The 23,868-nt window shown below is 41.9% G+C and carries 13 protein-coding genes; 7 read left to right on the forward strand and 6 right to left on the reverse strand.

Annotated elements, in window-relative coordinates; translation table 11 throughout:
• Positions 1-102: 102 nt before the first annotated feature.
• The 3 genes from MHN81_RS06980 (at position 103) to MHN81_RS06990 (ending at position 6,401) form a co-directional block, all read left to right on the forward strand.
• Complete coding sequence (locus MHN81_RS06980; RefSeq protein WP_023401635.1) at positions 103-831, forward strand: FNR family transcription factor; 729 nt, start codon at positions 103-105, stop codon at positions 829-831.
• Between the two features lie 95 nt (positions 832-926).
• Complete coding sequence (uspE, locus tag MHN81_RS06985; protein WP_023401634.1) at positions 927-1,850, forward strand: universal stress protein UspE; 924 nt, start codon at positions 927-929, stop codon at positions 1,848-1,850.
• A gap of 456 nt (positions 1,851-2,306) precedes the next feature.
• Positions 2,307-6,401, forward strand: coding sequence for a GEVED domain-containing protein (locus MHN81_RS06990; protein WP_239425372.1), 4,095 nt, complete (start codon positions 2,307-2,309; stop codon positions 6,399-6,401).
• A 429-nt stretch (positions 6,402-6,830) separates the two neighbouring features.
• On the opposite strand, the gene ccoG is transcribed toward MHN81_RS06990, so the two are convergent.
• The 6 genes from ccoG to dapB form a co-directional block, all read right to left on the reverse strand.
• The gene (ccoG, locus tag MHN81_RS06995; RefSeq protein WP_239425373.1) at positions 6,831-8,213 is read right to left on the reverse strand and encodes a cytochrome c oxidase accessory protein CcoG; all 1,383 of its coding nucleotides are present in this window, start codon (positions 8,211-8,213) and stop codon (positions 6,831-6,833) included.
• Between the two features lie 138 nt (positions 8,214-8,351).
• Positions 8,352-9,791 carry a sigma 54-interacting transcriptional regulator gene (locus MHN81_RS07000; protein WP_239425374.1) on the reverse strand — a complete coding sequence of 480 codons (1,440 nt, stop codon included), beginning with the start codon at positions 9,789-9,791 and terminating at the stop codon, positions 8,352-8,354.
• A gap of 167 nt (positions 9,792-9,958) precedes the next feature.
• Positions 9,959-10,435 (reverse strand): transcription elongation factor GreA, encoded by a 477-nt coding sequence (greA, locus tag MHN81_RS07005; protein ID WP_023401630.1) that lies wholly within the window; start codon positions 10,433-10,435, stop codon positions 9,959-9,961.
• 46 nt (positions 10,436-10,481) lie between these two features.
• On the reverse strand, positions 10,482-13,700 hold the full coding sequence (gene carB / locus MHN81_RS07010) for a carbamoyl-phosphate synthase large subunit (RefSeq protein ID WP_023401629.1): 3,219 nt from the start codon (positions 13,698-13,700) through the stop codon (positions 10,482-10,484).
• Between the two features lie 18 nt (positions 13,701-13,718).
• The gene (gene carA, locus MHN81_RS07015; protein WP_023401628.1) at positions 13,719-14,855 is read right to left on the reverse strand and encodes a glutamine-hydrolyzing carbamoyl-phosphate synthase small subunit; all 1,137 of its coding nucleotides are present in this window, start codon (positions 14,853-14,855) and stop codon (positions 13,719-13,721) included.
• A 210-nt stretch (positions 14,856-15,065) separates the two neighbouring features.
• Complete coding sequence (gene dapB, locus MHN81_RS07020) at positions 15,066-15,866, reverse strand: 4-hydroxy-tetrahydrodipicolinate reductase (protein ID WP_023401627.1); 801 nt, start codon at positions 15,864-15,866, stop codon at positions 15,066-15,068.
• Positions 15,867-16,252: 386 nt separating this feature from the next.
• Between dapB and MHN81_RS07025 the strand changes: the two genes are divergently transcribed.
• From MHN81_RS07025 to MHN81_RS07040, 4 genes are all read left to right on the forward strand, one after another.
• Positions 16,253-17,566: a Na+/H+ antiporter NhaC family protein gene (locus MHN81_RS07025; RefSeq protein WP_023401626.1), complete on the forward strand. Its 1,314-nt coding sequence runs from the start codon at positions 16,253-16,255 to the stop codon at positions 17,564-17,566.
• 112 nt (positions 17,567-17,678) lie between these two features.
• On the forward strand, positions 17,679-18,464 hold the full coding sequence (locus tag MHN81_RS07030) for a nucleoside-binding protein (protein WP_239425375.1): 786 nt from the start codon (positions 17,679-17,681) through the stop codon (positions 18,462-18,464).
• A gap of 294 nt (positions 18,465-18,758) precedes the next feature.
• The gene (locus tag MHN81_RS07035) at positions 18,759-19,274 is read left to right on the forward strand and encodes a hypothetical protein (RefSeq protein WP_023401624.1); all 516 of its coding nucleotides are present in this window, start codon (positions 18,759-18,761) and stop codon (positions 19,272-19,274) included.
• A 539-nt stretch (positions 19,275-19,813) separates the two neighbouring features.
• Positions 19,814-23,863, forward strand: a complete 4,050-nt coding sequence (locus MHN81_RS07040) for a protein kinase (RefSeq protein ID WP_239425380.1) — start codon at positions 19,814-19,816, stop codon at positions 23,861-23,863.
• The last annotated feature ends 5 nt before the right edge of the window (positions 23,864-23,868 follow it).

Here is a 23,868-nt window from a genome sequence, read left to right on the forward strand (position 1 = left end):
TGAAAATTTCGAAGTACTGAACTTAATTGAAATATTTAAGTTTTTATTTCATGCAATTTTTGAATTTATTTTTTATGTGCGTCTAAGAGTAATGGATTAATTATGGATTTAAATAATCGCTCCAAAAGTCAGTGTACAATAAGTTGTACAAATTGCAGTATAAGCCAGCTTTGTCTGCCTTATTCACTTAACGGCAACGAAATGGATAAGCTCGATGAAATCATTGAGCGCAAAAAGCCTCTTCACAAAGGAGACTTTTTGTTTGAGTCTGGCTCACCACTTCAGGCTATCTTTGCTGTGAGATCTGGCTCATTTAAATCTTACACCCTGTCTGAACAAGGTGACGAGCAAATTACAGGCTTCCATCTTGCTGGTGATTTGGTGGGTTTTGATGCTATCAATAAAATGCAACATCAAAGCTTCGCTCAAGCACTTGAAACGTCCATGGTATGCGAAATACCATTTGATACACTGGACGAGCTCGCTGGTAAATTGCCAAAACTTAGACAGCAGATCATGCGCTTAATGAGCAATGAAATCAATTACGATCAAGAGATGTTGCTGTTACTCAACAAAAAGACCGCTGAAGAAAGGCTCGCAACATTTATCTTTAATCTATCTAATCGTTTTGGTGAACGTGGTTTTTCTCGTAAAGAGTTCCGCTTTACTATGACTCGAGGCGAAATTGGTAATTATCTTGGCCTCACTGTTGAGACAATTAGTAGGCTACTGAGCCGATTCCAAAAAGCTGGTCTTATCAAAGTCGAAGGCAAATTCATTACTATTTTAGAGTCACAAGGATTAGCTGCTGCGGCAGGTATTACTACTTGATCTAAACCAATTTTTCCATCGAAATAGCTTTATACCTTGGCTATATCAGTTACACTCAAAGTATATTGATTAGCCAAGTGCCACAGGAGGCTTGTATGGATAAGATAAAGAGAATCCTTACTGTTATTGACCCGACTAAAGAGCAGCAAAACAGTCTTGAGCGCTCAATTAGTCTCGCGCAAACAACCGGTGCTGAAATAACGGCGTTCCTTTCCATCTATGATTTTTCCTATGAGATGACAACAATGCTCTCTAAAGAGGAGCGTGAGGCCATGAGGCTTGCGGTCATCAAGGATAGAGAAGCGTGGATCAATGTGTTGATAGAGCAATATACAGATCTTGATATACGAGCCAAAGTGGTATGGCACAATCGGCCGTATGAAGCCATTATTGAAGAAGTACTCAACGAACAGTTCGACATCGTCATTAAGTCCACACATCAACACGACACTCTAAAGTCAGTGATTTTTACGCCAACTGATTGGCATTTAATAAGAAAGTGCCCTGCTCCCGTTTTGCTGGTTAAAGATCAAGCTTGGCCTGAGCATGGTGAAATTATTGCTGCGGTCAACTCTGTAAGTGACAATGAACAACATCAAGAGCTCAACCAACGAATAATTAAAGACGCAAAATTCATTTGTAATTTAGCAAATGCGTCTTTAAGTTTGGTTAATACCTACCCAGCAACTCCGGTGAATATTGCAATAGAGATCCCCGAGTTCAATCCGTCTCAATATAGCGAAGCGGTGAAAAAGCATCACGAAGACGAAACATGGTCTTTGGCCAACCAGTTCGAAATTGCCAGAGAAAAATGCATTATTGAAGAAGGTCTCCCTGAAGATGTGATCCCCTCTGTCGCAGAGAAAAAGTCAGCTGAGCTAGTTGTCATTGGCACAGTTGGACGCACAGGGTTGAGCGCAGCATTAATTGGCAATACAGCAGAGCATGTGATCGACAGTTTGGACTGTGATGTGTTAGCACTAAAACCAGATGGCTACAAGAGCCCACTAGACCACTAACAAAAGAAAAGTCCGATATTAGTATCGGACTTTTTTCTCCTAGCTGTATAACACGCCCATGTGAAAGCTTCGTTCGTTACCATTAATGTACAGCCACCACTTTCGAATTAAAAACTCCCTCCTACTTATAACAGCAAGTCAAACACTCGTTTACATAAAAAATAGTAAATTTTTTTCTGTCCGTACCTAGATTTGTACCTCTTTGATTTTGTTAATGAAAAAGGAACTTAAAAACCTTGTTTCTTATTTAAACACCTCATTACGTTGATAATAATTCAACAAAACCATGTACAAATCTTAATCGCATACTATATATTGTATACAATCATACTTTATAAACTGTCATTAAAGTATGGTATGCAAGAGGTACGTCATTGAAATCAAACGGCTAAAAACCTCTTTAACAACATGTGAAGCATATTTTGCTTTACCCATACTCGTTAAAGGAAAGTTACAGTGCGACAAAAAAAACAATTAAGAAAGCTAGCCCTAGCTACGGCTATCACTGTTTCATTTTCAGCATCTGCTCAAGAAACCTATCTATTTGATAGACAATTGAGTTTCGAAAATGAAATTTCAAACCTAGTGGTGTCATCAACAAATGAACCTACCCAAACAAAGCAAAAGCTAATTTTAGATTCAATCAAACTAAACAGCGCTTTGGGTGAAAACCTGCAAGTAGGAAATTCACTTAGCCTTACAATTGATGGGCAGTTTGTACAAATTCACCTGTACGAAGTAACAAAACAAAATAGTAAAATAACCTATATAAATGGCCGCTCGTCCGACGGGCATGCCAAGCTGTCAATGATAAAAACAAATAACAGCTACAGCGCGAAGATTTATATTGGCAATGCTGGCTATTTATTAACCCCCGCGGGAAATGGACTTTATAAGTTAAGTAAATTTGTCCAAGATAACTCCCCTATTGACTCTACAGCTGATAGACCTGGTTTGGAGCACGGGGACTCTTCACACGGTTTAGTCGGTCACACAGAGATCTCGCCTTTCTTACGCGCAGCACCAAACAGCGATGCCAATGCAACGCCTGAAGTAACCGTCGTAGTTGCCTATACAGATAAACTCGCGGCCGAGGTTGGCGATGTCGATGCATACCTAGCTCTAATGGAAAAAGACACCAACGACAGCTACACAGCTAGTGGTATTAACGCCAGCGTCAGAATCATACACTCCTACCAAACTGGCTATGTATCTACCGGAGACATGGCAGAGGACAACTCGTTACTACTAAATGAAGACACAAGTAGTTGGCTGGAAGAACCTAACCCACTGGCCCCAAACGGATTTGGCGTAGAACTGAAAAGTATTCGAGATGAACACCAAGCAGATATTATGGTGTTTTTAGCAGACCAAAATGCCAGCTCTCCTTGGGCTGGATGGGCAGGACAAATCGGTACGGATGCTGAGAGCGCCTTATTTACTTTAAGTAGCTGGGGTACTTTTAAAAATACATTTGCTCATGAACTTGGACACTTGTACGGTGCAAGACATGACAATGATTCGACGACCACACCTTTTGCTTTTGGCCACGGATATTGTAATGAGTCTAAAACGTGGCGCACACTGATGGCTATTAGCGATTGTGGAGAAAGGCTAAATGTGTGGTCAAACCCCAACAGTACCTATAAAGGAGAAGCTGGGGGGACTGTTGAAGTCAATGACAATGCACGAGTACACAATGAACGCGCTACATTTATGGCTGCTTTGCGAACATCGGCACACAACGCACCGTCAGCTACAATTACGCAAACTACCATAACACCTGGTAGCCTAACAGCTAGCTTCTCTGGTCAAGCTAACGATAGCGATGGCAATATTGTTTCTACGTTATGGGATTTTGGTGATGGTGTATACAATAATAAGCCATATGCACAAGGTGACTCGGTTACCCACAACTATCTATTCCCAGGCACGTACATTGTTAGGTACACAGCTACCGATAACCAAGGCTTGATCCATTCAGCTTCTCAGCAAGTTACCATTACCTCCACGCCTGGCCAAAGCTACTGTGGGGTAAAAGGAACAAATGCCGTCTACCAATATACACAAAGTGTATCTGTTAATGGTAAAGCACATCAATCGGACAGAAGGCAGTATACCGATCACACTGCACTAGAGCCGTTTACTGTTTACGCCGGCTCAGCAACAGGAATTGAGTTGCAACAAGGTACACGTGGCAGTAAGTTTGGCCCCTACTCCGCATATTGGGCTGTCTACATTGATTTAAACCAAAACAATAGTTTTGATGATCCCGGTGAGCTCATTCATTTTTCTGAGCCGCTAGCTAAATCTTCTCCAGAGCCCATACTTGCCAATATCACCATTCCCGACAGCGCACTAGCTGGCACAACTCGAATGCGTGTTATTCAATCCAACACGCTACGTGATGGAGAGACACAACTTGCAGCGTGCGGTGATTTCAAGTTTGGTGAAGCTGAAGATTACAGCATCACCATAATAAAAGAACCAAACCCAGCTGAGTTTACTGCGTCGATTAACAACAACGATTTTAACGTAGGCTTTGCTGTCGACTCTGCTGATGTTGCTTCGGTCAAGTGGGACTTTGGCGATGGACTATTCAGTGACTCTAGCACCAGCACCTCGCTGAGTCCAAGTCACCAATATGTTTTTGGTGGAGAGTACACAGTAACGCTCACCGTTACTTTGAAAAATGGTGAAACATATACACATTCAAAGGTAATTACGGTATCGGCACCTGCTGGCCAAGATTATTGTCGCGCATATGGTAACCAGCCAAAGTATCAATACAACGCGAATGTAAAACTTAACGGCAATAGCGTTACTTCAGGCTCAGCAAACTATACAGACCACACTGACAAAGTACTTGGCGCAGTTAGAGGTGATAATATTCTATCTGTACGTCAAGGTGCTACTGGATCTAAATCTTCTTATAACGCTGAGTGGCGTGTTTATATTGATATGAACCACAACGGCTCTTTTGAGGATTCTGAAAGTGTTTGGTACTGGGTCGGCGCGAATACAGCGAATGACATAGAAAAAACAATTTCTATTCCTGCAACTGCATTGACGGGTAAAACCAGAATGCGTGTGCTACAAAGTTATGAAGAGTTGAAATCTCCATGCGGCCGCATCAGATGGGGTGAAGTTGAAGATTTCACTGTCGACATTCAGTCTGATAACCCAGCTGATTTCTCTGCCAATGTAACTGCGAATAACCTTACTGTTAACTTTACTGACTCGTTTGGAAGTAACGCTGAAATTGCTTCAATTGAGTATGATTTTGGCGACAGCGCGGTAAATCCAAATCATACCAGCACTCAAAGTAGCCCTTCACACACTTACCTATATTCAGGTACTTACCCTGTAAGAGCAAAAGTTACATTGCAAAACGGCGTAAGCTATATGAAAGAGCAAAACGTCGAGGTTAGTGGCGCTGCTCACTGTATTGCATATGCCAAGTCAACAACTCAATGGACAAGTAAAGTACGCGTTGGCAACTTAAGTAATGGTTCAGAAAAGAGTAAGTTCAGCCACTTTGAAAATGCTGGATTCAAATTTAAGAAAGGCGACGCAACAGAGATTGGTTTGACACACGGTTCAAATGGGCCATACCTTGCAAATTGGGCTGTTTATGTAGATCTTAACCAAAACAATAGCTTTGACGACTCAGGGGAACTATTAGTTCTAGCTAACGCGACTACCTTTGATGAAGTGGTTAACTCAGTAACGATTCCAGCTTCTGCTACAAACGGTTCAACAACAATGCGAGTGATCCAATCATATGAATTAACAGATGGGAAATTACCCGCATGTGGCACCTACGGTTGGGGTGAAGTTGAAGATTACTCCGTGACAATTACTGACGAACAAGGTCCTGAATCGGACTTGCACAATGGAGTGACTAAATCAGGTATTTCAATTGCAGCAAAAGAAACTAAAACCTTTACATTTTTTGTTCCTGAGGGCGCTAAAAACATCAAGGTTGAGATGGGTGCGGGAACTGGTGACCCTGATCTATACGTAAAATTTGGTGATTCAGATACTGCAAACAACTGGGATTGTAGACCATATACTAGCGGCAATAGAGACGAAACATGTGACAGCAGCAAATTAACTAAATCCGGCGGTATTTACTATGTTTCGGTCGTAGGCTGGACGGCTTCTGACAACGTTACATTGACCGGTTCATACACAGAAGGTGATGTCATTGAACCACCTGTCAATGCCTGTGCAACTAAGGCACCACAAACTCGTGGCAACTTGTCTAATAATGATGCCATCTGCATGGGCAGTAACACAGTCTATGTTGCCATTAGCGTTCCAGCTGGTCAGTCTAAGCTAACAATCACTACTTCAGGTGGGGACGGCGACGCTAGCATTTACCAAAACGCAGCTGGTTGGCCTAGCACAAGTAACTTCCATAATTCAGCGACTACTCAAGGTAGTAGCGAAGAACAGATAGTGATCAATAATCCGAGCTCTGGATGGCACTACTTAATGGTGTCTGGCCAAGGTACTGGAACACAACTTAACGCAAAGTTTGAATAAACAGATAATCTTCTCACTGGCCAAAGCCTCTTAGCTATAAGGGGCTTTTTTATAAAGCAAACACGGGCACTCCCCCAAATGCTCTCAAACAAAACAGCACTTTCGATACAATACTAGGCCTCCTATTTTTATCTCTTTCGTCTTTAAAAAAGCCAAAATTTTAACTAAGTAGCGCTTTTAGTGAGGGCATTTTTGTTAGTCATGGCACATCAAAATACCGCATCTTTAACCAGGGTTGCCGTACTCACAGATATGTTTATAAACTTAGAACCAAACTTTTATCCAGGTATTACTAACTAAAAAGGGCTGGCGAGCTGATATCAAAATATTGCTTATCAATGAGGATAACCCAGCTTTTAGTCCAATTATACAAGAATTAAAAAAGGGCCTATTGGCCCTTGAGGAATAACCCAGTGCTCTACTAAAACACTAGTTTTTATAAAAATAGCTGTCCTTCGTAATCGAAATACTGCTATCTTCATTCGCGGAAATGGTGAACTGAATTGGCGTGCGCTTTCTCTGAATGTCATAACCATCGGCAGCAATGGTGACAGGAACGAGTAACATCTTACCCCCTTGAATCTCAATCTCTTGTGGCGCACTTAATTCTGCACCTTGTAGCCCATTGAAGCTAACTTGGTAATGCAAAGTTTGCTGGGTTTTATTGATGATGCTTAAGGTGTAAGGGTTTTCAACTAAGCCTTCAAAATTTACTCGATACAACGCATTTCGGTCACGGATCACGGATGCTTCTATCGGTGTGCGATTAAATGCCCAAATCGCCATTGTCGCAACAATCACAGCAAATAACCCCGCGTAACCTATGAGCTTTAACCTAAATGGACTGGAAGTTTTTCCGCCAACTTGATTTTCACTAGCATATTTGATCAACCCAGTAGGATAACCAAACTTATGCATCGTATCATCACAGGCATCAATACAAAGCCCACAATTGATGCACTCGTATTGCAAACCATTTCTTATATCGATCCCTGCAGGGCAAACCTCAACACACAGGTTGCAATCAACACAGTCTCCTAAACCTTTCGCTTTGTGATCAGACTTACGTTTGCGTGGCCCCCTGTGCTCCCCTCTTTGTGCATCGTAGGTAACAACCAAGGTGTCTTTGTCAAACATTACCGATTGAAAACGCGAGTATGGGCATGCGACATTGCACATTTTTTCTCTTAAGAAGCCTGCGTTCCCATATGTACAAAAGGCAAATAAAAACACCCAAAAGCTAACTAGCCCAGACCATTCCAATGTAAACATATCCATGTATAAAGTTTTGGCTGGTACAAAATAAGCCATAAAAGAGGTCGCTGTAAAAAGTGAAATCACAAGCCAAATGGCGTGCTTAGTCACTTTCCTAGCTGCTTTTTGTGCGCCCCAGCTCGCCTTGTCTAATTTAATCCGTTGGTTGCGTGTTCCTTCCACACGGTGTTCAACCCAAGTAAACATTAACATCCAAATGGTTTGTGGGCAGGTATAGCCACACCATACACGACCAAGCCAATTTGTTACGAAGAAAAGGCCGAAGGCCCCGGCCATAAAGATCCATGCTAGGATCATAAAGTCGTGAGGTAAAAATGTTTGACCAAAAATCCTAAATTGCTGACTCGCAACATCTAAAAGAATAGCCTGTTGACCCTTATAAGGGATCCATGGAATAGCGACAAATACAAACATTAGGATCCAACCAAGATAGCGACGGACCTTTTGGAAGAACCCTTTTTGTTCACGGATATAGATTGGGCCCTCTTGCTTATAGGGCTTGATAATCATATCCTCTTCTTTTATATCAAACTTCATATTACTTGCTTACAATGAGTGAAACACTCCTAGCTATTTGCAACTTTCAGACCAAACTGAAACTTCAGTATAGCATTGATTTATATGCATTTTTATTTTTAACTAGATTTGCAAAACGTGATATATCACGAATAAACTCTAAATATCGCGATTTTTAACAATTCCAAGCTTTTTCATTTTCGAGCGCAATGTGCTTTCATTCAAGCCAAGCTTATCTGCAGCCCCTTGGCTCCCTGATATTTTCCAATTACTCAGCTCGAGCACTTCGATAATGTGCGCTTTTTGAATTTCATCAAGGCGTAAGCTGAGCTCGCTTTCTTCCTTTCCTCCCTCTTCAATGCGTAATGGCTGAGAAAGGTGCAGAGTGTGGCCGCTAGCCAGTATAGCTTCTCGTTCGAGTATATTTTGCAACTCTCGAATGTTGCCCGGCCAGCCATACAGCTGTAGCTTTTTAAGTGATGTTTTGGCGATTCCCTTGATATGTTTTCCCAAGCGTACATTCAATTTGTTGATCATGTTGGCACATAACATCGGGATATCTTCTCTTCGCTCCCTAAGCGGAGGCACTTTAATGGGAAAGACGTTCAATCGGTAATATAAGTCCATCCTAAACGCCCCTTGCTCAACCATCTGCCAAAGATCTCTGTTGGTAGCCGCTATAACGCGAATATTAACAGAGATGGTTTTACTGCCTCCAACACGTTCAAACTCTTGTTCCTGCAATACACGCAACAATTTACTTTGTGCTTCTTGGGGAAGCTCTCCGATTTCATCTAAAAATAGTGTTCCGTTGTGGGCCAGTTCGAACCGCCCTTTCCTTCTATCATGAGCACCAGTAAAAGCCCCCTTTTCATGGCCAAACAGCTCTGACTCTAACAAACTCGGGGAAAATGCCGCGCAGTTGACCCTCACAAATGGCAGGCTAGAGCGTGTACTTAGCGCATGCAGGTTGCGTGCTACTAACTCTTTACCTGTGCCATTTTCGCCAAGTATAAGCACGGTACTGTCTGTTTTACTTACTAACTTAATTTGCTCTAACATACGATTGAATACATGACTTTCACCGACGAGACCGGACCCTTGCCAGTTTTGATTGATTTCAGACAATAAATAGCTGTTTTCATCTTTAAGTTGCTCAGAAAGAGACTGAACTTGCGTCAATGCGTCACGAAGTGCCTGCTCCGTTTCAACCTGCTGTGAAATATCACGAAAAATAGCCACGGCACCGATTACTTGGGCATCGCGGTACACTGGCGTTGAGGTATACTCCACTGGAAAGCAAGAACCATCTTTGCGCCAAAACACCTCGCCTTTGACATACCGAGTCTCCCCATCAAACATGGTTTTATAGATCTGACATTCGTCTGCGGGGTATTCACTCCCATCAGCATGGCTGTGGTGATGATATTGATGGATTTTTTTCCCGAGTAACTCGTCAGCGCTCCAACCTGTCATTTTCTCTGCGGCTGGATTAATAAATACAGCATTGCCCGATAAGTCAAAACCGTAGATCCCCTCGCCTACCGCGTTTAATAATAACTTAGGGTCATTTAAAAAATGCTTAATAACTGATGACATCATCTTTCCTCGTGATATTTCACGATTAATACTACGCCAATCTACCTACTCAAACTAGGGACCGGTCTGTAAAGAATGATCTAGGTCAATCGATGACAATAAAAAGGAAGGGACATAAAAAAGCCCAGTAACAGTGTACCGGGCTTTTGGTCTATAGGTTAGACTAATTAGACATATTCAACTTCGATGATTTCGTATTCAACACTACCGTTTGGTGTTTGAATATTAACTGAATCATCCAACTCTTTACCAATTAAGCCACGTGCAATCGGAGAGTTAACAGAGATTAAATTGTTTTTAATATCTGCTTCGTCATCACCAACAATTTTATACGTTACTTCTTCGTCAGTATCGACATTTACAATAGTTACTGTAGTGCCGAAAATAACTTTGCCATTGTTTGCCATTTTTGTGACATCAATAACTTGAGAAGTTGATAATTTAGCTTCAATTTCTTGGATACGACCTTCACAAAAACCCTGCTGTTCACGCGCAGCGTGATACTCAGCGTTTTCTTTTAAGTCACCGTGTTCACGCGCTTCTGCGATGTCGGCAACAATTTTAGGACGGACCACTTTTTTTAGATGGTTCAGTTCTTCACGAAGCATTTCTTCGCCTCGTACAGTCATCGGAATTGATTGCATAAGTCTCTCACTTGCAACCAAGGCCAAAGGCCTTGGCTTATGTCCATTAGTTCAATCGCTGGTGTAGTTCTTGTACAGAGTTTACAGAGCTTCTGTCGTCTGCGGCATGCGCAGTACAGTTTGCAAACGCTGCATTTAGCGTGGTGGTGTAGTTAGTCTTATGCTGAAGTGCACCACGACGTAACACCTTCGAATCTTCAATCGCTTGGCGACCTTCTGTCGTATTTACGATGTAGCTGTACTCACCATTCTTGATGCGGTCAAGGATATGAGGACGACCTTCGAATACTTTGTTCACGCGACGTACTTCAATACCTGCTTCTTCTAAAGCTTTAGCTGTACCGTTTGTTGCATCAAGCTCAAAACCGATAGCTTTCATTGTCTTAGCAAGCTCAACTACGCGTGACTTGTCGCTGTTACGGACAGATAGTAACGCGCGACCGCCACGTGGTAAAGCGTTTGATGCACCTAATTGTGCTTTCGCGAACGCTTCGGCGAAGTTTTCACCAACACCCATAACTTCACCCGTTGAACGCATCTCTGGGCCACGAATTGGGTCAACACCTAAGAACTTAGCAAAAGGAAGAACTACTTCTTTTACGCTGTAGTATGGTGGGATAACTTCTTTCGTTACGCCTTGGCTCTCAAGAGACTGACCAACCATACAACGTGCCGCTACTTTTGCGAGTGCAACACCAGTTGCTTTCGAAACAAATGGTACGGTACGCGCCGCACGAGGGTTAACCTCGATTAGGTATACTTTGCCATCTTTCACAGCAAACTGAGTATTCATTAGACCCACAACGCCAAGCTCTAGCGCCATGTCACGTACTTGCTTACGCATAACGTCTTGAATATCTTGCGATAGAGAGTGTGCTGGTAATGAACATGCTGAGTCACCTGAGTGTACACCTGCCTGTTCAATATGCTCCATGATACCGCCGATGATCACGTTTTCACCATCACAGATAGCATCAACGTCAACTTCGATTGCATCATCTAAGAAGCGGTCAAGAAGAACCGGTGCTTCATTAGATACAGATACCGCTTCAGTCATGTAACGACGTAGGTCATCTTCGTCATATACGATTTCCATCGCACGACCACCTAGTACGTACGAAGGACGTACAACTAGAGGGAAACCAATTTCTTGAGATTTAGCTACTGCTTCTTCTAGTGAAGTCACCGTCGCGTTCTCTGGCTGAAGAAGGTCTAGACGCTCAACAAGTTGCTGGAAGCGCTCACGGTCTTCTGCACGGTCGATCGCATCTGGAGAAGTACCAATTACTGGCACCCCATTCGCCTCTAAGTCACGTGCTAGTTTAAGTGGCGTTTGACCACCGTACTGAACGATAACACCTTTAGGCTTCTCAACACGTACGATTTCTAGTACATCTTCAAGTGTAATTGGCTCAAAGAATAGACGATCAGACGTGTCGTAGTCAGTAGAAACTGTCTCAGGGTTGCAGTTAACCATGATAGTTTCATAGCCATCTTCACGCATCGCAAGTGCTGCGTGCACGCAACAATAGTCGAATTCGATGCCTTGGCCGATACGGTTAGGACCACCACCGATAACCATGATTTTGTCTTTTTCAGACGGTGCAGCTTCACACTCTTCGTCATATGAAGAGTACATATAAGCCGTGTCTGAGCTGAACTCTGCTGCACATGTATCAACACGCTTGTAAACAGGTAAAATCTCTAATTGATGACGTTTTTTACGGATTTCTTTTTCAGAAACACCTGCAATTTCAGCGATACGCGCATCAGAGAAACCTTTGCGTTTTAAGCGGCGCAAGAAGTCTTTGTTAAGGCCCGCAAGGCCTGCTTCTGCAATTTTAGCTTCATCTTTGATGATGTCTTCAATCTGAACTAAGTACCAACGGTCAATTTTAGTTAGGTCGAATACATCGTCAACGCTCATACCGTGACGCATTGCATCTGCAATGTACCATATACGCTCTGCACCTGGCTCACGTAGTTCACGAATGATAGTTTCTTTTGCTTTAGGGTCATCAAGTGCAACGATTGGATTGAATCCCGTTGCGCCAACTTCTAGGCCACGAAGTGCTTTGTGAAGTGACTCTTGCTGATTACGACCAATCGCCATAACCTCACCAACAGACTTCATCTGAGTCGTTAGGCGGTCATTTGCACCTGCAAACTTTTCAAAGTTGAAACGAGGGATCTTAGTCACAACGTAGTCAATTGAAGGCTCGAAAGATGCTGGTGTTGCGCCACCAGTGATGTCGTTTTGAAGCTCGTCAAGCGTGTAACCTACAGCAAGTTTTGCTGCGATTTTCGCGATTGGGAAACCCGTTGCTTTTGATGCAAGCGCTGATGAACGAGATACACGTGGGTTCATCTCAATGATAACCATTCGGCCATCTTTTGGATTCACACCGAATTGTACGTTTGAACCACCTGTTTCAACACCAATCTCACGCAGTACCGCCATAGAAGCGTTACGCATTAATTGGTATTCTTTATCAGTGAGCGTCTGAGCAGGTGCCACCGTGATTGAGTCACCCGTGTGAACACCCATTGGGTCAAAGTTTTCAATCGAACATACAATGATACAGTTGTCGTTTTTGTCACGTACAACTTCCATCTCATACTCTTTCCAACCCAATAAGCTTTCATCGATAAGAAGTTCATTTGTTGGCGATAAATCTAAACCACGTGTACAGATTTCTTCGAACTCTTCCATGTTATAAGCAACACCACCACCGGTACCACCCATTGTGAAAGAAGGACGAATAATACATGGGAAGCCAATGCGAGTAAGTACGTCTTTCGCTTCGTCCATAGAGTGTGCAATCTCTGCGCGAGGACACTCAAGGCCAATGTTTTTCATCGCGATGTCGAAACGCTCACGGTTTTCAGCTTTGTCGATTGCATCAGCTGTTGCGCCAATCAACTCAACATCATGCTTGGCAAGTACACCGTGCTTGTCTAAGTCCAGCGCACAGTTAAGCGCAGTTTGACCACCCATTGTAGGAAGGACCGCATCTGGCTTCTCTTTTTCAATGATTTTTTCTACAACTTCCCAGTGAATTGGCTCGATGTACGTCGCATCAGCCATTTCCGGGTCAGTCATAATAGTTGCAGGGTTCGAGTTTACAAGAATTACTCGATAGCCTTCTTCTCTAAGCGCTTTACAGGCCTGAGCACCAGAGTAGTCAAATTCACATGCTTGGCCGATAACAATTGGGCCTGCGCCCAAGATTAGAATGCTTTTTATGTCGGTACGTTTTGGCATTGTTACTCCAGTAATAAATTAGGCTTTACGCGCTTGCATTAATTCAATGAAGTGGTCAAACAACGGTGCAGCGTCGTGTGGACCAGGACTCGCTTCAGGGTGACCTTGGAAACTGAAAGCAGGCTTATCAGTGCGGTGAATACCCTGTAACGTACCGTCGAATAGAGACTTGTGTGTTGCGCGAAGGTTGTCAGGAAGACTCTCTTCGTCAGCAGCAAAACCATGGTTTTGAGCAGTGATCATCACAACATCACGATCTAGGTCTTTAACCGGGTGGTTACCACCGTGGTGACCAAACTTCATTTTTACTGTTTTTGCACCAGATGCTAATGCCAGTAATTGGTGACCTAGACAAATACCAAAAATTGGAGTGTCTGTTTCAAGGAAAGACTTGATAGCATCAATCGCATAAGTACATGGCTCTGGGTCGCCAGGTCCATTAGAAAGGAAGATACCATCAGGGTTTAACGCCAGTACTTCTGCAGCGGAGGTTTCTGCAGGGACAACGGTTAGTTTACAGCCGCGGTCAACTAGCATACGTAAGATATTTTTCTTTACACCAAAATCGTAGGCAACAACGTGGAACTGCTCTTCACCTTGGTCAAGCGTTTTAAAGCCTTCGCCTAGTGTCCAGCTACCTTCATTCCATTGGAAAGAAGACTCTGTTGTTACTACTTTTGCTAAATCCATTCCTTTCAGGCCAGGGAATGCCTTAGCCGCTTCAAGCGCCTTTTGCTCATCGACATCATCACCAGCGATGATACATCCATTTTGAGCACCCTTATCACGTAGGATACGCGTCAATTTACGCGTATCGATATCCGCTATCCCTAGAATATTACGTTCTTTTAAATAATCACTTAACGATTGTTCGTTACGGAAATTACTTGCAAGTAATGGTAAGTCACGAATCACAAGGCCTTTAGCCCAGATTTTGTCCGCTTCTTCGTCTTCACTGTTTGTACCAGTGTTTCCGATGTGCGGGTAAGTTAAGGTGACAATTTGTTCCGCATAAGACGGATCTGTCAAGATTTCTTGATATCCTGTCATAGACGTATTGAATACTACCTCACCAACAGATATACCGTCGGCGCCGATGGCAGTACCGCGAAACACCGTACCGTCTTCAAGGACTAACAGAGCGGATTTAGTCAAGTTAACCTCCATAGATATGAAAAAACGGGATAAGCAAACACGCTTTTTTCCCGTCTACAAAGCGCTTGGTAACACGCAGTAAATAAATTTTTGGCAAATTCGTTATAGTCTACAGTACTTTCTTCGATTCGTCTAACAATTCAATCAAAAAACTCGAAAATAAGCTGTTAAAACTCTTTTTTAATTGAAACCGCCAAAAAAATAAACAAACTACTTCAAACCTAGCACATCTTGCATATCATAAAGTCCTGCTGGTTTGTTTTTTAACCATTGCGCAGCCCTTACAGCGCCTGATGCAAACGTTAATCGAGATGCTGCTTTGTGGGTTAATTCGAGCCTTTCACCCATGGTTGCAAAGTAAGCGGTATGTTCACCAACTATGTCACCTGCTCGGAGGACTGAATAGCCAATTTCATCTTGACTTTTAGCCGTATGATCACCACTGCGATCATAACGAGCCACTTCATCATGGTCCCATCCTTTAGCCTCTGCAATCGCTTCACCAATTGCTAATGCAGTACCTGATGGAGCATCAATTTTATTTCTGTGATGTGCTTCAAAGATCTCTATGTCCATTTCGTCGGCAAGCTTAGTCGCAGCAGTTTGGACCAAGTTAAGGAGCAGGTTAACACCCACACTAAAATTACGCGCAAAAACGATCGGTATTACTTTCGCAGCTTCTCGTAGCTGTGCCATTTCATCATCAGCTAGACCTGTAGTACCAATCACCATCGGTACTTTATTGTCAATCGCTGTCTTCAAATGTGCCAACATGCCTTGCGGCAAAGTGAAATCAATTAACACCTCAGCATGACACACCTTCGCCTCTTCATCAGAAAACGTTAGCTCTGATGAATGTACCGGTTGTAACGCTTTAATTGGGGTTTCTAAAAAAGGCGAGCTTGATCTAACAAATGCAGCAGCCAACTGTGCTCCTTGTTCTATTTCCACAGCTTCAATTAAAGCTTGACCCATTCTGCCGTTGGCCCCAAACACACCTATTTTTGTCATTATTCTCTCGTTCCTAAAATTATACGTGGTTATAAATCACACTAATCATTCTCATCTAAACTTTACTCGACAGCTGTCGCTGCTAGCGGCTTTGCGAGAACGAATCACATAGCTATTCAGTAAAATCACTAAGTTACATCACTAACTGTGATCACCTCAAGCTTTGTCAGGCCTAGAGTTTAGCCCATCTCTATGTCATAGTCAGTTATTCAATAATTATAATAAAGACCGTAGACTTTAGACGTCTAAACATTTAAACTTCCGCATTCGCCGATTTAATTATTGCGGGCGTTGAAGTTTAAATACAGCTAATAATAGCCCTGTTGGCTGTGGTTATTTCTACTTACACATTGCAATTAAGTAGATACTGTTTTTTGGGGAGTGCTATGCAGCCATCTTTTGACAACACAAAAGCAAAGTTATCTTTGCTACCTTTACTAACCTTCGTTGCCCTATTTTTAGGTGCAGGTCTATATTTACAATCTCAAGGTGTCGACTATGCTTTTTACCAGCTACCCGCACCAGTGGCGATATTGCCAGCTATTGTGCTCGCATTTTGGTTAAACAAGACTTCTATTAATCAAAGTGTCGAAACCTTTATTAAAGGTGCTGGACATAGCAATATCATTACAATGTGTCTGATCTATTTATTGGCAGGCTCTTTCTCTGCTGTAGCCGGAGCAACGGGCGGTGTTGACGCAGTTGTGAACGCAGGATTGTCTTTAATTCCTCCATCTTTCTTACTTCCTGGTTTATTCCTTATTGCTGCTGTTGTTTCAACAGCCATGGGGACGTCAATGGGCACTATTGGTGCAATTGGACCTATTGCTTACGCTGTATCAATCAAAACTGGCATTGACCCAGCTTTGATGGCTGGCACCATAGTATCAGGAGCCATGTTTGGAGATAACTTGTCTATTATTTCGGATACCACAATCGCAGCAACAAGAACACAAGGCTGCGAAATGAAAGACAAGTTTAAAGAGAATTTGAAAATCGCTTTGCCCGCAGCATTTTTTACGGTATTGCTTTTGGTATTTTTAACGCCAGAGCCACAGGCGGTTGAAACCAAGCCTTTTGATTGGCTGCTCGTATTACCTTATATTTTTATTTTGGTATTAGCAGTGATGGGCCTCAACGTATTTGCAGTGTTATTCAGTGGCATTATTTTTGCCGCGGCAGTGGGCTTCGCTGGTGATTACGAAGGTGGTGCTTTTGTAAAAGACGTCTATAAAGGCTTTACTGACATGCAAGAGATCTTTTTATTGTCGATGTTTATTGGTGGCCTGTCTGAGTTTATTAGAATCAATGGCGGCTTAGAATATATCGCTAAAAAGATCCACAAAGTAACCTCTTCACTCGGAAAGCTAAACAGCAAAGTTGCCGATCAGCTCGGTATTGCCGCTTTAGTTATGACCAGTAATATGTGTATCGCAAACAATACCGTGAGTATTATCGTCGCAGGCCCCGTTGCAAAAAAGCTTGCCGATGACAGCGGTATTTCCCCTAAACGTTCTGCCAGCTTGCTCGATATATTTGCATGTGTCATGCAAGGATCTTTGCCATATGGTGCTCAAGCATTGTTGCTAGGTGCAACATTCAGTATAAGTCCTTGGGACGTTTCTACTTCTTCGTTCTACTGCTTTATCCTTGCCTTCACGGCCGTAGCAGTCATTATCTTAAGAAGAAATAAAGCTTAATATTCGCTTGTGCACTCGATCAACTTGGGTGCACATTCGCTCTTCATTCAATTCACATAATTCAATTACTTAATATATAATTACAAGGTTTATCAACTTTGAAGATATATTAATGAATAAAATACGCTCTCTGACATTCATCACCGCTTTGACTTGCGCGTCCTCAACAGTACTTTCTGCAGATTGGAGTAATACGCAACTCCACGTCAACCATGGTGACTTTAAAAACCCATTTAGTACAAACGAGGCAAGCACAACAGTATATTCATTGCAACATAGCTCGGGTTATAAATACGGCGATAATTTCTTTTTCATTGACTATATTGTTGATGATTTAGACGACAATTATCAAGACAGAGACTTTTATGGCGAGTGGTATTCCAACTTCAGCTTGAGCAAAATAGGCGGCTTAGACATTAAAAGTCGTTATATTAAAGATATTGGCATTGTTGCCGGATTCAATATGGCTGGTGACTCCAAAGTTATGAAATACCTGCCGGGATTAAAAGTTTCTTGGGATGTTAAAGGGTTTTCTTTTCTTTCTACTTTATTTACTGCTTACATTGATGACAGCGAAGGCCTTGCACAAGGTGGAGCGCCAGCGCAAACTGATAGCTGGATGATAGACATCGCATGGGGATACCCATTTACCATAGGTAATCAAAAGTTTGAAGTAACTGGCCATGTAGAGTACATAGCAGAACGTGAGAGTGAAACAGGCTCAGATGTAAAAGGTTGGCTGTTAGCTCAGCCGATTATTCGTTGGGACCTAGGTCACGCGTTAGAGATGCCATCAAATCAATTATATTTAGGTGTAGAGTGGCAATACTGGCGTAACAAGCTTGGCACTGATACGAGTGAATCTGTACCTCAAGTGCATGTAGCTTGGACGTTCTAGCAGCTCTGCTGTGAATTCATGCTAGGCGTACACCCCAATGTGCGCCATGGTTTGCGTTCTTATCAAAACCTACCGGATATAGTGTACATAACAACACTAGACTACTACCCAAACTAACTCACCTTTAATTAGCAAAGTCTATATTTGTAATAACATGCTGGGGTCATCGTCAAACTTTATTGAACCAATACATAATTATTATTTTTGTCTAAAGTATTTCGTCACTTCGCCGATAAATACTTTGGTATCGTATACCCGTCTAATTTTACTGGCTGTTATATCAAGGATTTTTTGATGAACTTATTACATGAAATGAGTGTGGCTTATGGCCATATGCTAGCAACGGATCTCATGAACAAAGCGAAAGAGAGAGAACAAGCGGCTGCTGCCGAGCAAAATGAAGACGCCTCTCAATCATCTGAAGAAGCCAAAAATACTGAGAAAACTGAAAAACCTTCAGAATTAGAAGGGGCTCATAAGCTGTCTCATGAAGAAAAAGAAAAACTTTCTGGACGAGAAGCACAAGAAAAGAATGAAGATAAGTACGGCGATTTACCCGACCACATTCGTAGAATGCTAGAGCGCTTAGAAGAAATGAAAGAAGAGCTAGATCTTGTTAAGCAAGAAGTTGCTGAGCTCAATGCAAAAATTGATCACAATGACGAAGCGCAAAAAGCATTCTACGACCAAAGAAACCAATATTTTTTGCAGCTACAAACTCAGTATTTTGACATGATAAAAAATGTCAAAGATGCGATGAAAGAAGCTGGTGTGACTGATATGAGTGTATTAATAAAGGTGATTGCCTAGCAACACCCTCTCCATATTATTGCTATTTTCGTACTGTTGAGCAAAATTAATACCACTCATCTCACTAATGCAATTTTGTGATCATATTTATTGTTGAAAAGTCGCAATAAATATCAAAGCTCTACATTGTCAGTAATACACTTTAAACAAACAAATCAAATCCACTTTTTCTCATATAAAATGCTGACCACAACTGGGATGAGCTGCATTTTATTACACTACATTACACAGGTATTTACTGTGATCTCATTTTGTGGAAAATAAAGGCGTGTTCCCTGATGAGTTTATTGATTTTTTATAAATAAAATAACTATCTTTTTCATTAGACAAAGATATATGATGATTCTTTTATTAATACTAAAAGATGAGTGCCTACACTGCGATACCGAAAAGACTAGCGTTAGAAAAAGCAATAGTTATAATTTGTTCTCTTATAATTAGTTACGTTTGCTATACCTCTGCTATTAATTCACTTTCATATGTCAGTTGTATATCGCAATAAAGACACAAACTTAAATGAAAAGAAGCTTTTTACAATCATGTCATTAACTCAATTCTCTGACTCCCACATTCTTGAACGCTTTGAATCTTCAAGATATGAGTTGTTAAATAAAATAGGTGAAGGTGGCTTCGGGAAAGTCTTTAAAGCGAGGCAAGTAAATACTGGTCAATATGTAGCCATCAAGTTTTTGGCTATTGACCAGCACTTCGACGAACAAAAAAAGCAAAGGTATATTGATAGGTTTAAACGAGAAACTGACCTAAGTAGCCGACTAGAGCATCCGAATATAGTTCGATTACTCAATAAAGGGCAGATTGACGAAGACCTGCTTTACGGTGTTTTCGAATTTGTCGAAGGACGATCACTGCGCGAGCATTTGCTAATAGATGGTGCATTTGAGGCATTGGAAGCGACTGATATTATGCTTCAAGTATTGGATGCGCTTATACATGCCCATGACAAATGCATTGTTCATAGAGACATTAAGCCTGCCAACATTATGCTTACCAGAGCCGGGGCTAAGTTGCATGTTAAAATTTTAGACTTTGGTATCGGCACTTTTACTCAGGACAATAGGCAATCAGACTTTAGAACGCTAACACTCACACAAGAAACGCTAGGCACGCCCTCTTATAGTTCACCAGAGCAATTACGCGGAGAGCCTGCTACAACCAAAACTGACTTATATGTCTGGGGTTTGGTGTTCCTTGAATGTTTAACTGGCTCACCAGCTATGAATGGTACAAGCGTCGCCGCCATTTATCATAAACAGCTTAGCGAAGCTCATATTCCCTTGCCGAGTGCCATTCTTAGCCACCCTATTTCTGAGTTACTTAGACGTGTCCTAAAAAAAGATGTCTCAGAGCGAGTTGTAACCGGCGCCGAAATATTTGATGAATTAAAGTCCACTAATATGTCAAATTTAGTGGGGCTCGCAGCACCAACAGCAAATCATCCAAACTTTGACGACGAAACCGTTGTTTTTCGGCCCGAAGACGCCACCGCGTTATCATCAGCTAGCATTCAAACAGTTAGTAGCGAAAAAAAACAAATTACGGTGCTCGCCATTCGTTTTAGCACCAGCTTTGTTGACAACAGAAAGCATGATTTAGAAGTTTTAGATACTTTATTTAAATCTCAGCGAAACCACTTCATTGATGTTGCATCAAGATTTGGCGCCTATCACGTCGGTAGTATTTCAGATACTTCACTATTTTACTTCGGTTACCCGGCAAGCAGTGACAATGACGCACGTCTTTGCGCCAGAAGTGCTTTGGAAATTCTCAGTGAGCTTGCAACACGAAATGCCTTAATGAGAGAAGCCCATGGAGCCCAGCTAAACATTCATATTGGCATGCACACAGGCATGTTTTTAACCTATGCGAACGCAACGCCTGAAGGGTATGTTGCCAGCGCTGCAATGACTTTGGCTAGAACAGCCAAAGAAAAGCAGATCCTATGTAGCAATGACACCACAGCATTGCTTGAACCGTTTTGTGAGCTTGAACAGTATGTTCAGTTAAAGTTGGGCCAAACCTATCACCCTGAACAAGTATTCTCACTTATTGGAGAGCGTAAAGCGGAAGCATTTGGATTCTTGAGAGGCACACGAAGTAGCCATGAATTTATAGGCCGCCAACAAGAGCTTGCACAGATCCAGACTGTGTTTAATGGCATTGGTTCTGATAACCGCTTTATTCATATTGAGGGCGAAGCAGGCATGGGGAAATCTCGTCTGCTGTTAGAAATAACAAATAGAAATGCCGATTTTGCTTACCAGCTGGCACAGTGTTTACCCGAACATCAAAACAATGCACTCTACCCTATTTTAAATTTAGTAAAACACAAGTTCGGGCTTGAAAAGCTCAGTAGCCATGAGGCTTATCACCTTTTTAAAAGTACGCTGTCAGACAAAATTGAGCAAGTTAACTTAGACCAAGCACTGTCGTCTTTACTCATTTGGCTCAATATTAAATTAGACGGCAAACAACTTCGAAGTCCAAGCTCAGCACAGATGCAAAAAGAGCTGCTTTTTTTATCTTTGTATTCTTTGCTTTTTTCTCTAAAAAGTTTTGCCCCGAAGCGCAATTGCCTTGTTATCGAAGACCTTCACTGGGCCGATAATACCACATTAGAGTTTCTTAAATATGCAACGCCGCAGCTTACATCCGATAGCGTCGTGATAGCCACATCAAGGGAAAAGTTGCCTAAATCATTGGCAAACAAAATTTCTTATACCTCTTTGACATTGGCCAAGCTAAGTGAACCTGATGCGCGCGAGTTTATTAGCAAACTTTTTTCAAATAAACCCGTTTCCAATGAGCTACATAATACCTTGATCAGTCGTGCCGATGGCGTACCTTTATTTATTGAAGAGTTAGTTGGTATGCTCAAACAAAAGGAATATGTTGAGCTCAAACACGGTGAATACTGCTTCTCAAGTCCCGAGCACATTGCTCAAGTGCCGTTGACTTTAAGGGAGTCACTGCAAAGTAATTTGGAATCATTAGGCTTTGCAAAAGACACAGTTCAAAGAGCTGCTCTGCTTGGGCGCGAATTCGAACATCAACGTTTATTTAACCTTGTTGATATTACAGAATCTCAATTGTCTGCTGATCTTCAATTGTTAGTCGAACAAGGAATTTTAGTTAAACAACGTCAAGCACACTCAGACAATTATATTTTCAGACACGCGCTGATCAAAGACGTATCGTACGACTCAATCGACAAAAACCATCTAATAAAATGGCATTTAAAAGCTGCAAAAGTAATAGAACAAGAAGTTACTCAAGACCCAACACTTAGTTCTGAAGTAGCCAGACACTACGAAGCGGCCAACGATATTTCCCAAGCTCGTTTATGGTATTACAAATCAGCTAAATATGCCGAGGTTAAGTATTCACTTGACGAGGCAATCACTTTTTTCGATAAAACGCTTACGTTGAGTGAGTCACAAAAATTAAATAGTGACGATATATACTTACAGAGCTTGTACCGATTAGGGCACAACTACTCGCAAATTGGCCAACAGGAAAAAGCCCGAATTTATTTGAACCAGCTTACTGATAAGCTGGCCCACAGTGACTTCAACGAGCTAACAGTACAAACCTATCTAACCCTTGGAAAAACGTTTGAAATCGTTCATCAACACGGCGATGCATTGGAACAATATGAAATTGCCGACAACATACTGGAAACACTTCCACACACTGAATCACCACAAAACAACAGCTGGTGGCAGTTGTGGTTGTCGTTAAAAAGTGCTCAGTTATATGTCAACTATTGGCTCGGCAATAAATCATCAATGAGCAGATTAGTTGATCAAACGTCTCCGGTTGTAGAACTAATTGGAACTGACGCCGTGAAAGCAAAATTTTACGATGATTTATTACACCTGAAGTTTCGTGAAAATAGATACAATCTTGGCGACGATGATCTGCACATTGCCCAGTTAGCGGAAAACTCAGCTAAAGCAACCGCCGATACGTCGCTTTACGCTTATGCGTTGTTCGTCAACGGCTTTTCACTCTCATTAAATAAAAGGCATGATGCCGCCATCGATAAGTTGAATCAAGCAATTGAAATCGCGAAAAAGCTTAACGACAAGGTTACTTTAACTCGCTGTATCACTTATCAAACGATTTCATATCGACTGGCACAAGATGTGGGTAAAACACTCGCTTGCGCAACCTTAGCACTTAAATATAGCCAAGAAACGGATATGGACGATTACAAAGCAGCTGCATACGCCAATTTGGCATGGGTTGCATTTAAACGCGGCAACCCGACTGAAGCCATCGAGCAATTAGAATGTTGCTTTGCTATTTGGGAAGAGCTCAGCAAAACATATTCTTTTCCTTTCAGTTGGATTGCTTATGCGCAACTCATTTCATTGTCCGCACAGGATCCACAGGCGCGGGAAATGTACCAACCTAAATTGAAACAGATTTGCCACTCCTTGTGTGATGTCAACCAGATGTTCTTAGGTTCTCAAATACAGTCTTTACTAGAAACATATAGTAAAAACAGCGACAACCAACATTTGATAGATATTACGGATGCATTAATTCAATCTAAATACCTATAAAAAGG

It is taken from the genome of Pseudoalteromonas sp. Of7M-16 (assembly GCF_022347805.1).
Classification (GTDB): Bacteria; Pseudomonadota; Gammaproteobacteria; order Enterobacterales; family Alteromonadaceae; genus Pseudoalteromonas; species Pseudoalteromonas luteoviolacea_F.